Raw genomic sequence first — 16,323 nt, forward strand, 5'->3', positions numbered from 1 at the left:
GAAAAAATTAAAGAATTAAAGAGTGAAAGGGCGGCGCGGTACGAGTATATAATTTTTCATTCTTTCATTCTTTCATTATTAATTCCCACGGATATATCGCTCACTTCCGTCACTGCATCCAGCCAGCCTTCCATGATGACGGCGGGAGAATGGGTAGTGAGTATCAGTTGCACATTGGGATTCAGTTCACGTATCATGCTGATAAGTTTCTGCTGCCACTCGATGTGCAGGGAGGCCTCGGGCTCGTCCATAAAGAGGACACAATGGGCGTTATCGCGCACCAGCACGGTAAGCAGAATAATCAGCATCTGTTTTTCACCGGAAGAGAGTTTATAGGGCAACAGGCGTTCACCGTCCTGATAGAAGATGATTTCATTGCTGCGGCGATCTATGCTTTTGCGGGTATAACTGAACAACTGGTCCATCAGGTCCTGAAACTTTCGCTTGGGCAAAGAGAGGGAAGCAGCTTGCGAACGCTGTTCCTCATCGCCTGAAAGAAGCTCGATCATCTTGTTGCCAATGTTAACCTGATAGTCAAGATAACGGCGTTGCAAAAGATAGAGTTGCCAGTCGAGTTCGGATTTGACGTTCGGATCAGCCATGCGGGCGGTAAAGTCGCCCATTATCAAAGGACGGTCATAGCTGCGGATTACGTCATAAGGAATATACGTGGCATCCGGACGATCGAACGTAATACGTACTCCTTCTATCTCACCATTCTTTATCTCACCCGAAAGCTCTTCCAGGTAGTGGACGGAACGGTTAAGGATCGTAGTCTTCCCTACTCCATTGATACCGGAAAGGATATTCACATCGGGACGCAAATCCCAGGCTATGTTGAAGCGATCCCACAACCTGTGTATCTCGATACGTTGGATATAATTGGCTTGTTCTTCCATAGTTTTTGCTTTTAATCAAAGCAAATATACGTGATTATCTTTTATTTCCACGCCCGGAAATAGAAAAATCACTCCTCAGCCGGCAAATCAATGCAGAAACATGCACCATCCTGATAAGATGTATCGAGATAAATGGAACCACCCAGGCGGGTGACAATGAGGCGACAGGAATAAAGTCCTAATCCGGTGCCGGGAACGAATTCGTCCAATTTGGTAAAACGGTCGAATATATATTCGGCCTTGTCAGCCGGAACGCCGATCCCCGTATCGCTCACCATAATACGAACTTTTCCTTCGGTACGCACCAGACTCATGCGGATAGTACCGACAGTTGTGAACTTTGCAGCATTACCCAGGAGGTGTTCTACGACACGTTGTAAGTATCGGGCATTCGTTTTCACAAGACACTCATCCGTTCCGGATTCAAATAGCCAAGCGATTTCGGAGTTTCTAGTTCTTCCCTGGCATATATCCAGAAGTCCGGCACAAACCGGCAATATATCCACCTGCTCCATGGGGAACAATTCCAACGAACTGCTTAAGTCCGATACTTGCAGAATATCCTCGAACAATTCGGTCAATTGATTGGAGTTCTTTTCAATGATGACCGGAAAATCTTTTTTATCTTCCTGAGCCAAATCTTCATTCAACAACAAAGTACTGAAACCGCAGATAGCATTGAGCGGAGTACGTATCTCGTGACACATGGACTGTAGAAATTCCGTCTTCATACGGTCACTCGCCTTGGCTCGTTCACTTTCCTCAGCCACTTTCTCATTCGACAGAATCAACGCCTGCTTTGTTGCTTTCAACCGTTTCGTCAGCACGTACTGATAGAGGCTCCAGATCAAGAAAATCAGAAGCAGGACTATGAGTACAGCAAGAGCGATACGATGATAACGCGCTTGAAGTTCAGCCTGTTCTATCTTCAGTTTATCCACTTCAAACAACGACCGCATCTCAGCCAACTGTTTATTCGTCTCTTCCACATGATTATCTTCCATCAGGTTGGTGTACTCCCAAAAAGCATCAAACCCTTCTTTGTAATGCTGTTTCCATTGGGTAACCAGGTTTATCTTCTTTGCCAGTAACTCTGTCCGCCTGTTCGTGTCGGCAGAATCCGTTTGTTCCAGCAGTTCATCAATGGTCTGCATGGCAAGGTCATACTGTGCGGTATAAAAATAGTAACGGAAAGCGGAGGGCAAAAGCCACTCTTTATTCTCTTTCGGTGTCTTGGACTGATAATATTCCTCCATACGGGAATAAATATCATCAGCCCTTTTCCTGCCTATGATATCTCCGAAATAAAGAAGCTCGCTATAAACCCCCATACGCAAAGCTTCACGACTACGGGTACGGATATAAGTACGCCTCTTGTAGAAAGGCAATTCAAACTGATTGTCATACAGTTGTTCCGTTTGTTCCAAGGCCTCCACAGCTTTAGCAGCTTCCTCGGCCTTTCCTTCCGCACGATATATGAACTCAATGCGGGTCAGATAATACCAATCGAACTTATAACTAACCTCGAATGGCAGACCGCTAACCAACTGGTGAATATTCTTCAAATGAACAATGCGGTCTTCTGAATTGGCAACAGATGGTGAAAAGTAACTAATGCATTCCATTGCCGAACACAGTATCATCTCCCACTGCACTTCCTGCGACTTATCCGAGAGATTTACCTTGTGACGTTTATACCGTGAGATTTCTTCATTGGCTTCATCAGGTTTCTCGGCCTCATCCATCTTGCAAACAGAAGGAAAAGCCTTGAGCCATGCCATATAAAAGTCCTTATAAGGCCCTTCCAGACATTGTTCTCCTATCCGCTGATAATAGTGCAAAGAATCCGGATCATCTTTATAACTACGACAAAGAATGTCCAGTGTTTCAAAAATATAGATCTGATCTTTCAACTGAATGGCCAGTTGCAGCGATTCGTTGATATAGGTACGCTTACTTGTCACATCGTCGGACAAGTCATACAAGTCGACATACAGTTCCATTCTCTGCTGTTTATCGATGGAATTGTCTTGTAGTGTTTCCAGCAAGTGTTTTCTGGTCTGATCTACATCAACCTCCTGAGCTGCATAAATTTGCATACAAAAGAGAATAAACCAGCATGTTGTTACAATTTTAATCCAGTAGTTTATCATATTTCGGACAATTTGAAGAACTTGTCTCTTTTGTTGCAAATATAGAATAATTTGTAGGTTAGAGCAAATTTATTCGTATTTAACTGTAAGTAAGAAGTCTTTCAATGATTTTGCCGTAAATATATTAAAGTAGAAAAGTCTTTTTAGTTTCAAAAAATAATCGTTCTTTTGCAGCCTCAAAAACAAAAAGAGTATGAATAAGAATGTACAAGGGCATGTATTCGCCCTGACTGCCAATATTTTATGGGGCCTTATGGCTCCTATCGGCAAATCCGCACTTATGGAGTTTTCAGCTTTATCGGTGACCACATTTCGCATGGTGGGTGCGGCAGCTTGTTTCTGGCTGTTGTCCGCATTTTGTAAGTATGAGCATGTGGACCACCGCGATATGCTGAAGATATTCTTTGCTTCGCTCTTTGCACTGGTATTCAATCAAGGGGTATATATTTTCGGTCTTTCAATGACTTCACCCATTGATGCCTCCATTGTGACAACCACGCTTCCCATCGTGACCATGATTATTGCCGCTATCTATCTGAAAGAGCCTATCACGAATCTGAAAGTACTGGGTATCTTTGTGGGAGCTATGGGAGCACTGACACTTATTTTAAGTAGTCAGACCGCAGGCAGTGGCAACGGTAGCATTATCGGAGATTTACTTTGTCTGGTAGCGCAAATCAGTTTCTCTATTTATCTGACTGTATTCAAGGGGTTATCACAGAAATATTCTCCCATCACACTGAATAAGTGGATGTTTATATACGCATCCATGTGTTATATTCCATTCTCCTATCAAGATGTAGCGGGTATTCAGTGGGCAGAGATTTCCACTGCAGCATACGTACAAGTAGGTTATGTGGTAATAGGCGGTAGTTTCCTTGCTTATATATTCATTATGACTGCGCAAAGATTACTGCGCCCCACAGTGGTAAGTATGTACAATTATATGCAGCCCATCGTAGCTTCTATCGCTGCCATTATCATGGGTTTGGGAGTATTCGGCTGGGAAAAGGGAATAGCTATTGCCTTAGTGTTCCTCGGCGTATATATTGTGACGAAGAGTAAGTCGAAGGCAGACTTTGAAAAGGAAGGGAAAATTTGTGATTAACGGTTAATGATTAGTGATTAGCAGGCTACGCTATTATACCGTATGGGCTAATCACTAATCACTCACCACTAATCACTCTTTCTCATTTCCCCGAAATACGTATCCAGCAAACTTTTTGCAGCAACAAATGAAGTGAGTTTACCTTGCAATACTTGCTGTTCTTTATCACCGAGCATAGCTTCTATAACCGGATTATGATAGAAACTATCGCGCAGGCGCTCATTGATACTTTCGTACATCCAGTATTTACTTTGTTCATTACGGCGGTAATCAAAGTAGCCGTTGTCCTTCACAAAAGCGACGTAATCGTAAATCATATCCCATATTTCTTTCACTCCCAAGTTATAGAAACCGGAATAGGTCATTACCTGTGGCGTCCATCCTGATTCAGGAGCAGGGAACAAATGCAGAGCATTACGAAACTGATTTGCAGCCAGTTTTGCACGATCCAGATTATCACCGTCGGCTTTGTTGATAACAATACCGTCGGCCATCTCCATGATGCCGCGTTTGATGCCTTGCAATTCATCGCCCGTACCGGCTAACTGAATAAGCAAAAAGAAATCTACCATAGAATGTACAGCTGTTTCACTCTGTCCTACACCTACTGTCTCTACAAATATCTTATCGAAACCGGCAGCTTCACAAAGAATAATCGTCTCACGCGTTTTACGGGCTACTCCGCCCAAAGACCCTGCCGATGGACTGGGACGAATAAAAGATGCAGGATGAACGGAAAGTTGCTCCATACGTGTCTTATCACCCAGAATACTGCCTTTACTACGCTCACTACTGGGGTCGATGGCAAGTACCGCCAACTTGCCTGCATATTTCTCCAATACATGCAGACCGAAAACATCAATGGAAGTACTTTTACCTGCTCCCGGTACACCACTGATACCTACACGGATAGAATTTCCGGAATAAGGCAGGCATTTCTCAATGACCTCTTGTGCCACTGCCTGGTGTTCAACTTTCACGCTTTCCACCAAAGTCACTGCCTGGCTTAAAATGGTTACATCACCTTTTACAATACCTTCTACAAACTCCGCCACGGAAAGCTGACGCTTTCTGGGTTTAGGACGACGATAGGGATTAACAGATGAAGGTTGTTCAATGCCTGCATTGACAACCAGGCCTTTATAGGCTTCATTGTTTTCAGGATGTTCCATGATAAGATTTATGATTTATAATTTATGATTTACGATAGGATTTATGATTTATAGGGCGATAGAATAGCGTATTATAAATCATAAATCTTATCACTTTGCCTTAATATTGATCTCAACCTTGGGTTGCATCGGATCATTTGTTATCATCAGAATACGCAAATGACGTTTCTTCTTTGCGATATTCTTCTTATCTACCGTCACACGCAAACGGGTAGTCTCTCCCGGCTGCAACACACTTTTCTTAAGACTTACTCCCAAGGCAGGATTGAATACCTGCAGTTTACTTATCTGCAACGGAGAGCGTCCGGTATTGGTAAGCTGTATATCATGTTTCACTTTATTCTTCTTTGCCAATAAAGCGCTCAGGTCTATATCAGTTTCCGAGAGACGGACTACCGGAGCATTTGCTCTATCCGTATCTGTCATACCGGAAAAGTCGGGTAAAAGGATAGCTGAAAGCGGTATTTCGTTTTCATCACTCACTTTATCTCCTGTGAAACGGGACAGGTAAACTGATGCTTGCGTTAAGCCCAAATCAGTTAGTTTCTCTGTATTGAGGGTTAATGTTATCAGCCCCCTCTCACCTTTCTGAAGTACATTGGGCTCCACTTTCATATCCAGGTAGGAAGGCAGATGCATCAATACCGGTTCATACGAACGATCCGACTGATTCACAACTCCAATCCGTATAACAGGCTTTGCGCCACGATGGGTATCAGGGAAATCAATTTCATTCTTATCTATACGAATCTGACCAATCAGATAAGGATAAGTTTTCGTAAAGTCTTTAATCTCGCGCACTACTTCGCCTGTGAAGTGCAAATAAGCCAGATTGGGCTGTGCATTAGAGTAAATAGCCACTGATTTATCAAAGCGGCCCAATGCCTTTGCATCAAAATCCACGGTAATAATACCTTTATCACCGGGAGCAATGGGCGTTTGGGTCCACTGAGCTACGGAACAGGCACAGGAAGGATCTACCTCAGTAAGTACCAAAGGTTGGTCACCGATATTGGTGATGACATACTGTACACTGACGGGATGTTTCCACTCAATCTGTCCGAAGTTGTGGGTTTCTTTATTGGATGAAAAACGCGGTTGCGCCGCAGCAGTAAGTGCTACGGCGGCAAACGCATACATACATATCAAGGTTCGTTTCATTCGTTTTCATTTTAGGATGCACAAAAGTAGTTTTTTTAAATGAGAGTTCCTAAAAGGGTGTTTTAAAATTACTACTCTACCTCTACTTTCATGGATGCCGAATGGGCAGCATACTCGGGTGCATAAGCACACTGTATAGTAGCTAATCCAGCCTCATATTGCCCGCTACGAGCCACACGGTAGCTGTATTCCAGCACATACACACCTTTGCTCAGGCTGTCGAAGAAGAAATTAGTAGAAGCATCCTCTATTTCTACATAATATCCTATTCCGCCGTTCCAGCGATAACCGGAAAGTGAATTCACCGGTTCGAAGTAAGCGCCACGCTGGTCTTTCAACTGAACGAAATCCATTGCACGGTCAAGACGTATCGTCAGACGGGAAACCACTTTATCACCCACAGCCAACTGTGTAGTAGCAGTGACTGGTTGCAGTTCCTTCTTTCCGGTAGCCAAAGTGCGTTCTACATAAAGTTTCTTTTCCACTGCCAATTCACCACCCTGCTGTTTCACATCGGAAATCGGTGAGAGGTATTGAGCATACACTGCACCCCAAGCAATACCTGCATCCCGTTTTTCTACAGTGATAGATTTAGCACGCAATTCGGGACTGCCTTGTGCAAAACTTTCTTTAATATATCCCAATCCGGGAACGGTAGTCTTAGCAGGACTATATGTTTCCAATACTTTATTACCAAGAACAATGCGCACATCACCACGGGTAACTAACAGATCACTGCCTTGGCAAAGCAATGCATAAACGGCATCCGCTGTTGCAACCGGTGAGTTCCAACTTGTAGTCTGCTTTTGTTTCAGCAACCAGAGCTTCATTTCTTCTACCAAGGCGTCATTGCCACCTGCCAGACGTAAAGCTTCCATTACTTCCACATGAACAGGAATAGGTTGCATTCCCCAACGGAAGGGCTTTTCATTGAAAGCAAAATAGGCTCCTTGTTCATTGGTTTGCACCAGATGTTCCTTAATGGAAGCAATAAACTCATTAGCCTCAGCCGTACGACCGGCTTTTAGTAAAATGATAGCCGACTGTGCTTTCATACCCATTTCAGCTGTGTTCAGGTTCTTGCCAACTTTGGAAAGGAAATAACTGTAAGCAGCCTCATTGGCAGCAGGCACTTTCTCACCGGAAATAGCTACCAGATAGAGATAGGTCATTGCCGGATGTGAGAGGGTAGTTATTTTAGCTCCGTCTTTCTCCGCTTTACGAATACTCTTGTATTCCTCCAATGCTTGTTGATGCAGATATTTAAAAGCTGCCTGCTGCATAGAAAGGGCATCACCGGAATTCTTTTGTCCGGTAAGTAAAGGCAAACGAACGAGAAGTTCGGTGATATATCCCGTCATATTACGGCTACCCGACATCCCTTTATACCAGCTCCATGCACCATCGGCATCTTGCAGTTCTTTCAATCTGGTAAGAGTGGTTATATTATTATTTGCCAGGTTATTGAGATCGAACAGTGTAGCAATACGGGCTTGCTGGTCTGCTTCTGTAGTGGCCTCCAGTAACCAGGGACTTTCTTCAAGAAGGATATTCTTCACATCCTGATTCTTCTGCAACTGGCTGAGGAAAGTTTCTTTCTTACCACCTTGCATGCGCCAACTATCGAATACAGCTTTAATGCGTGGCTGGCTATTGGCAATGTATGAAGCAAGAGAATTGGCATAATATGCGGCAGCCCAGGCAGTAGCATTATCTGTACGAGGTTGGCTCAATACCGGCAATGCTTGTACGGCATACCAGGCCGGATTTCCGGTAAACTCCACTGTCAGACGACGGTCAGTAGCCGTACGGCTGTTATTATTGAACAGGCTGTCCAGAGAGAAAGTACGGGTTTCTTCACCTCGTATCGGCATAGCAAGAGTTTCAGTGATATATTCCTTATCACTCAATACAGGCAACAGGTGTTGCTCGCCATCGCTGAATGTACCGCCATCAGCAATCATGCGTACGCCCAGCATATCCTGTTTATCCGTTACTGTGAAACGGAAACTTACAGGAACTGTTTTTCCGGCTTCTACTGTGAAAGATTGGCGTTGTGTAGAAATCACTTTATCCGTCATCGGATCAAAGAGTACAAACTTCGTGGTTCCTTTCAGAGCTTTTCCTGTCAGGTTGGTAATCGTTGCGGCAATACTGGTCTTATCCCCTACTCGTACGAAACGCGGCATATTGGGAGACAACATAAATTCTTTCACCGTGACGGTTGAAGCATCCAATTTCCCGATCATCATTCCTTTCGTATGAGAATACCCACGGAAGTTCCAACGTGTCAGGCTTTGCGGCATGGTGAAAGAGAAGGAAATCTCCCCTTGCTCATTTGTGCGAAGTTGCGGATAGAAGAAGGCTGTCTCTGCAAAGTTCGTACGCAGTTCGGGAGCATCACCAAGTTCTACGGCAGCACCGGTTTCTTCAGTTGACACCATTTCTTCTTCAAATACCATATCTGCAACATCGGCAGAAGAATCTTCAGCAACCATCTCTTTCATCCGTGGACTTGCCAATCCCCGTACCTGAACGCTTCCGGTCATGGTGGCGTTTTTCATAGCACCATAACCTACTACCAATGCTTCCTGTACACCTTCTTCCGAATAGAAAGTATCATAGACAAATGGAGGTACCTTCCAATCTCGCATTGGGAAATAACAGGAGTAATAAACAGAACCTGTATATCCATACGACCAGTAAATCTGAGGCACAAACCGAGAATAGTTCACATAAAAAATCTGACGATTTGGATATATCTTATCCAAAGAGGCATCGTACATAGTGGCGAGCATTTCAGCATCGGCAGGCGTACCCTGTGGTGTCTTGATGGTCAGGCGCCACTCTTCTTCTTGCCCGGGACGTAATTTGTCACGGAACACATCCCATTTCATTGTCAGTTCTTTATCCGGTCTACGCTTCTGTAAATCCACTTTTTCGAAATAGAGTTCTCCATCCTTGACAAAAGCAAACAGGTATTCTATTCCGTCTCCATATTCTTCTTTATAAGGCACATCAAAACGGACAATGGAATCGGATAATTGAAGTGTTGTACTGCTCAGGCGCTGCTTACCACTGAATATATCCAGCATCACGTAGGTATCTTTAAAGGAAGTTCCCAGACTGAACTGTGCAGGGTGTCCGGCATCAAACTGCGTATTACGTGAATAGAACCAGACAGGCGATGTCACAGGAGGACGATTATCATTATAGGAGAAAAGCACGATATTTTGTTTGTAGTCAACATCCCTACCCTGATCGTCCTTTGCTGTCAGTTGCAGTTCATAAGCACCGGAAGGCAGATTCTTCCATTCCGGCAATACTACTTCCACATTGGAAGTAAACTGCCCGCTGAAACGGACTTCAGGCTTTCCATTCACAGTTTGCACCAAACGGTAATCACCTTTCACCGATACAGGCTCCATATTCAGGTTCCGGGCTACAAAAGTCAGCCGGATGCTGTCATCCTTACAGATACGATCTTGTGTATCAACAGACAGAATCAATGAACGGTCTCCGGCAGACAAGGTCGTTACGGAAGTCTGTGTTTCACCGGCCTGATTGGTTACAGAGGCTTCTATCCGATAAGTATAGTAACCGGAAGTAACACCTTCCACACCTTGCAACCGGACAGGAATAGAGAACATTCCGTCATCACCTATCATTACGCTACCTGAAACCAGAGAAGTAGTACTTCCATAAGCTCTCCACCACGAGAACTGGCTGCGGGTAACAGTATAATTCAATTCCAACCCCTGCAAGGGCACACCACTGAAAGAGCTTACCGTACCTTTCACCTGTACACTATCTCCTATCTGGTAAGACTCTTTCTGAGAATCGAAGACGATGTCAAATGTAGGACGTTTATATTCTTCCACTTGTACAGATGTCCAACCGTTTGCTTTTCCTGTTCTTATAGAATAAGAGCCGTTCAGGCAGGCAGTAGGAAGCACAAACTCAGTGGTAAACGAACCGAACTCATTGGTACGGACTTCTTTCTTTCCAATATTAGTATCATTCACATCGGTAAGCTCCACAGTATAAGTCTTATTGGAAAGCACCATAGCCGTATCACCACTTTGAGCATAAGCGATACCTTTTATATAAATAGTTTGTCCGGGACGATACAAAGAGCGATCCGTCAATATCTTCACTGCTTCGGATTCTCTGTCTGTATGATTCCAGGTTCCATTAGAGTTATTATAGATATGCTGCAATGGCATTGCCGTATCAGTGCCTTTCGTGGCAACCAACGAACGGAACTGCTTATTCCACGGTAGTATCACCTTACCCGATGCATCCGTAGTTTTCTGCTCCAATACCTTGTTTTCCCTGGTTCCATAACTTGAATAGAAAGTAATCTGAACATCCGCTACAGGTTTACCGGTTTCAGCATCCAAGGTCACAACCTCATAATCTTTAGTTGAGAGAGGCATAGTCAATACTTTGAAACGAGTGAGATAAAGGTAATTCTCGGCAGTTCGCCCTTTCTTATCATCAGGTACTACCTGCACTACATAAATACCCGGTTCGTCCGGCAATAACATATGATATGTACTATCTGCCGGCAGGTAATTAGCCGGACGCAACAAAGAAAAGTGTTCCGTTTTTACTTTATGGGCATACTTCTTATAGAAAGCAGGATTAATCACCGGCATGTCCGTTGTAGTCTTCGACAGAGTAGTACGGAAGACATTCACCGTAAATCCATCCAAATTACAATGAGTAACCCTCAATTTCAGAGAATCACCGGGATAGGTAACCTTGTCTGTACTAAAGTTCAGTTGCGGCTGCAAAAGACCTTCTTTCAGCTCACGCAATGCAGATATCCGTTTATAGTCGGGATAAAGGTTGATGGCTTCATCACAAGTTTGCAAAGCCTTTTCATATTCACGTATATTGCGATAATAACGTGCTTTAGCTAAATAAGCCTCTGCACACACATCACGCTTGGCATAATCTTTAATAATGCGGTCCAAGGCACGTAAATATTGGTTCGGAGCTTCACTTTCACCTTCTTTTACAGCTCGCGGACGAAGCAAAACATCTCCCTCTCTATTACGCCATTCCATATAATCCAGCATAGTCAGTACAGCAGCATCTTCCATGCCGGGCATCTTCCGATAGGTGTTTATCATCCGGTCATAAATGCCCATGATGTCTTTCTTTACCAATGAGTCCGTCTCGAACCATGAAACTTTCTGTAAAGCATCAATGGCACGTGATGCCAACAAATGATACATTTCATGATGATAGTATTCACTTGCATCCCCTAAAATTACAAAAGGAATATAAGTACGCGAAGATGTCTTCAGCAATTCTGTAGAATCCTTCAATGCCTCTCCTGTATACTTCATCACCTGCTTCATGAAGAGGTTGCCGCTCCATTCACGAATATCTGCCGGCAAGGTTTCACCTTCCAGATCGAGCGAAGTGCGTTGCCGCAATTCCCATCGGTTATTATCTGCATAATTGGCATAGATACTTGCCACCAGTGAATTCAGTACGGCACGACTGACCGGATTTTGTTCACGCTCCGCCCATTGTTCCAGTCCTTTCAGGTTGACATAGAAACTATCAGGTGTCAGTACATTCTGAAATGTATTCCGGCACATATAGGCTTTTAACATCTGTGGGGTATTCTTTTCCTGCTCCCCTTTCCGGAATATCTCATCCGTCAGTTTTATTACAGTTTGCGGCAAGCTCTTTTTTTGTGCTTGCTCCACTTGTTTCCACAACTTATCAAACGACTGCGCATGCAGCACGGGCATACAACCCCAAAACGCTGCTAGCAGTATTAAACTACAAATTCTTTGAATTCTTTCCATAGATATTATTCTATTAGTCTTTGTACTAACAACAAAGTAAGGGAATAAAGTTTAAACAAAAGCTGATTTTTATATAAAAAAGCTTTCAAGGGGATATAAAAGAAGCGAGGAATACGTTTTCTGGACATACTCCTCGCTTCATCAAGTTTAGTTAAAATGCTTTCTTATTTCTTCAGGGTATAACCCATCATCAACATCTCATTCCGACCTACTTCGGCGAGAATGTTTCTCCATGTTTTAAAAATCTTTTTTTTCATAACCTTAAAAATTAAACTAATACCTAAAAATCAAATACACACAATCTAAAAGAGGGGTTTAGTAAATTGTTGAATAACCCCAAACATGCTTATCAGCCTCGCTGATGTGCTTAAAAATTTTCTTTAACGTTTTCATTTTGTTATCCTCCTTAAAAAATCTTGTTATCCTATTAAATACATGTTTTATAACACAAAAATAATACCTTTGTTTAGAACAAACAGCAATATTTGGCAGAAAAGTATGTTTTATAACATATTTCTTGATCTATATCAAAAATAAGAAGATCAAACAAGGAGGGAAGTGGAAAAAATGGCAGAAAAAGGAAAGAGTGACAAGGTATGGGACAATATGACAGAAAAAGAGTGAGGCTGTCTCCCACTGGGGACAGCCTCACACAACAACATTTTACTTTTCACGATGGTGAAAAAAAGGACTATTCTTCACAGAGTAGTTGTATCATTCCAAAAAAAGTATGCCCCGAAGGACATACTCTTTTTAATTATTACTATTCTAATTAGTTATTAGTGATAGTAGAGGCTACAGGAACAGTGATGAATCCTGTCTTGATAGTACCCCAACCATAGTCTACAGTAACCTTAACATAGATGTTGAATGCAGACACCTTAGTACCGTTGTTCTTGTAGGTGATGAAACCATACTTAGAAGTCTTAGCGTCAGCACCAGTACCCATCGTCAGATTAGTGTAGTCTGCTTTCAGTTCTACTGTTACAGGAACACCTTGGCGAACACCATTCAAATCACACTCTGCATTATCTACATCAGCAGTAATCTTGAATGGGCCATAGAAATCCCAGTAGTTAGTATAATCGCTAAACTCACGATTACGCCAGTCATAAGGAGCAATCAAGTCTTCCAGACGGATGAATGAGCCCTTTTCACCGAAGTCAACAGCATCGATAAAGTTGTCTGCTGCTTTTTCAGCGATGTTAACCGGACGGATGAAGTTAGCTTGGAAGTGATCCTTACCATCGAATGTGATAGTCACTACCTTAGTTGCGTCATCACATACACGACCTGTAGCACCAATATAAGTGTACATTGCACCTGTGTTCAACAGTTCTTTAGCAATCTTACTGTTCTTGTTATATGTAACAGTATTAGGATTAGTTGTTCCAGAATTGTCAATAGTAGCTACAGTTTCTGCTGCTGCAGTACCCACTTTTGCATATAGAGTCAAGCCATCTGCACTAGTAGTGAATGTTACGTTGATATCACCAATCTTAGTAATAGTCTTAATGTCATCAGCACAGAAGAAATATTGGATACCAGTTACAGCCTTATCAAGTTTCAATACACCCGGAGTTCCTTCTGTACTATTCTTCGGCCAAGTAGTGAACGGAGAGTTCAGGTCATTGGTAAATGTACAGTTATTAGGATCTGTATCAGATGTACTAGTCGGTACAGCAACATTAAACTTAGTATAAGTCTTAGTATCATTCCAGTAGTTAGAAATGAAGTCAGCTTTTTCAACGTTATAAGACTTCTTGATATCATCAACCTTAGTAGTCAATAACAATTCAACATAAGCACCAGTTTGACCTGCACCAGCATAGTATCTTACACGATGTGTCAAAGCCTTATCTGCATTAGCCCACAATACATCCTTAGCAATAGTCCACTTGATTACATGAGTAGCTTGAGTTTCAGCATCGGTAGTTTCTACACAAGAACCAAGGTCTGCCGGAGTCAGGCTTGCTCCATAATCGAAGAAGTACGGATAAGTAGTATGGAACTCATCTTTACTCATTCCAATTTCATTGTATACTTGAACGTTCATATCCTTAACGGTTGACAAGCGTTCAGCAGGAGTCATAACACAATCGTACTTGAAGTTTTCAATAGTTAACTCATATTGATTAGTAGGAACTACCTTACCTGCAATATATACCTTAATATATGCTACTTTCACAATATTGTTACCGTGCATCAAACGAACACGTACAATCGGAGTACGTCCGATAGCAGCAGGACCTTCTGTTTCATATACTTTCGGAGTCAGAACGCCATCAGCCAAAGTGATAAAATCAGCCTGATCTGTAACAGGATTACCTACCTTGTAATTCTTAACTACATCGAATTCAAAATTCAAACCAAGCTTCTTCAAATCAGCAACGTTAATCTCGTCACCACCCAAGCAAGCAAGTTCATGAGCTTCAACACATCCATTCAAATCCAAAGATGAATTGTAAACTACAACTGTATCGCAAATTAGTTTAGATGCAGCCTCAGTTGATCCTTCAGACCAAACAATATTCTTATTATAAGCATTAGCATCAGCTGTACCAATAAGAGTTCTATAATGCTCATCTTTATTTGCAATACCTTTCTTAGCAGCTTCAGCAGCAGGATCAGCAATAGCTAAATCATTCAAATCTTTTTTGAAAACAGTAGCATAGTCAGAAGTGATATTTTCACCATTTTCCTTTTCTACATTCAAAGCAAGAACAGAAATCTTGTTACCAGTTGCAGCAATACCAGTGATATCAACTTTTACTTTCAAGATACCATCCTTGAATGAAACGAATTCCGGAGTTGCATTAAAGTCTTTAGAAGCAGCAGCACGTGAAGTTATATAATCTACATCCTTCTTAACAATGAAAGAAAGTTTGTCTTTCAACTCTTCAACATTAGCATTAGAAGGATTTACATGATATTCAACTTCAACAACAGGATTGATCGTTGTAGCAGTAGCAGCAAGTGTAGCCTTTTCCGTCTTAGAATCTTTGTTACCCAAAGTTAAAGCTTTGTAAGCATAAGAGTCATAAGTGAAGCCTTGTACACCATCAACGTAAACTTGAGGTATAAAAACTAAACTGCGTAAATTGTTATTCTTAGAAATGGTAACCTGTCCCATTGTTCCGTCTGCCATCTTTACATTATAAAGAATGACATCGGTACCGTTATCAACAGCAGTAATACCTGTACCTTTCCATGCAATAGTTGTATGCTCTTTGAGCGTACCATCACCATTGTAGATGTCAAAGAATCCAGTTTCAGCATTGGGAACATAGTAGCAACCGTCAGCACCAGCAGCACCTTCAGAACCATCAGAGCCATCTGCTCCATCTTTACCAACAGCCTTATAGTCTTGTTTTACATTGTCTTTGTACCAATAACCATCGCTTCCGATAGTCCAAGCTGCAGCGTTTGTGCCATTAGTACCATTCTTAATTTCATAAGAATTGCCATTACTTAAAGTAATAGTAATGCCATCTGTACCTTTAGCAACATTTGTAATAACGCTACCGTTCGAGATCAGAGTGTTAATCTGCTCTATGGCCTTAGCGTTCTCATCAATCTGTTTCTGCAAGTTTTCGATGTCATCATCATAGTCCTTACAAGACGTAAATGTCCCCACAGAGCCAATCATTAAAGCCCCGAACAGGATTGCACTTAGAAATTTTTTGTTCATAATAAAAAAACTTTAAATTTATAAATTTAAAAAATAAAGAATAATAATAGTCTAATTAACAATGCTTATTTCATTTAACATTACCTACCTTATTTAGCCGTTACTTTATAGGTAATAAAATCTCGTTAAATCCGTTAACATTCAAGGAATAATGGCCATAGGAAGGCTATTTGGTGGGAGATGAGAAAATGTATCAGTATGAATATGTGAGAGAAAAAAGTAGTTCCTAAAAGGAGACATGGAAAAAGGAGAAAAGAAGATTTAAAAAAAGACAAGAAGACAAAAATCGAATGTAAAACACTGATTAC

7 protein-coding genes are annotated in these 16,323 nt (G+C 42.1%); 1 reads left to right on the forward strand and 6 read right to left on the reverse strand.

The features are described 5' to 3' along the window. Positions 1 to 56: 56 nt before the first annotated feature. Both DWW10_RS19090 and DWW10_RS19095 read right to left on the reverse strand, forming a co-directional pair. Complete coding sequence (locus DWW10_RS19090; RefSeq protein ID WP_022392906.1) at positions 57 to 899, reverse strand: AAA family ATPase; 843 nt, start codon at positions 897 to 899, stop codon at positions 57 to 59. A gap of 68 nt (positions 900 to 967) precedes the next feature. Further along, positions 968 to 2,998, reverse strand: coding sequence for a sensor histidine kinase (locus tag DWW10_RS19095; protein WP_259320506.1), 2,031 nt, complete (start codon positions 2,996 to 2,998; stop codon positions 968 to 970). Between the two features lie 247 nt (positions 2,999 to 3,245). Between DWW10_RS19095 and DWW10_RS19100 the strand changes: the two genes are divergently transcribed. Continuing rightward, a complete protein-coding gene (locus tag DWW10_RS19100) occupies positions 3,246 to 4,160 on the forward strand; it encodes a DMT family transporter (RefSeq protein ID WP_022392908.1) in 915 nt (304 codons plus the stop codon). 68 nt (positions 4,161 to 4,228) lie between these two features. Here the strand turns inward: DWW10_RS19100 and meaB are convergent, their stop codons facing one another. From meaB to DWW10_RS19120, 4 genes are all read right to left on the reverse strand, one after another. Then, positions 4,229 to 5,332: a methylmalonyl Co-A mutase-associated GTPase MeaB gene (gene meaB, locus DWW10_RS19105; protein WP_022392909.1), complete on the reverse strand. Its 1,104-nt coding sequence runs from the start codon at positions 5,330 to 5,332 to the stop codon at positions 4,229 to 4,231. A 90-nt stretch (positions 5,333 to 5,422) separates the two neighbouring features. Further along, on the reverse strand, positions 5,423 to 6,493 hold the full coding sequence (locus DWW10_RS19110; protein WP_022392910.1) for a DUF1573 domain-containing protein: 1,071 nt from the start codon (positions 6,491 to 6,493) through the stop codon (positions 5,423 to 5,425). Between the two features lie 71 nt (positions 6,494 to 6,564). Next, a complete protein-coding gene (locus DWW10_RS19115; RefSeq protein WP_022392911.1) occupies positions 6,565 to 12,324 on the reverse strand; it encodes an alpha-2-macroglobulin family protein in 5,760 nt (1,919 codons plus the stop codon). A 772-nt stretch (positions 12,325 to 13,096) separates the two neighbouring features. After that, entirely contained in the window at positions 13,097 to 16,015 is a 2,919-nt protein-coding gene (locus DWW10_RS19120; protein ID WP_118422096.1) for a PL29 family lyase N-terminal domain-containing protein, read from the reverse strand. Positions 16,016 to 16,323: the final 308 nt, after the last annotated feature.

It is taken from the genome of Bacteroides intestinalis, from assembly GCF_003464595.1.
In the GTDB taxonomy this organism is placed as follows: Bacteria; Bacteroidota; Bacteroidia; order Bacteroidales; family Bacteroidaceae; genus Bacteroides; species Bacteroides intestinalis_A.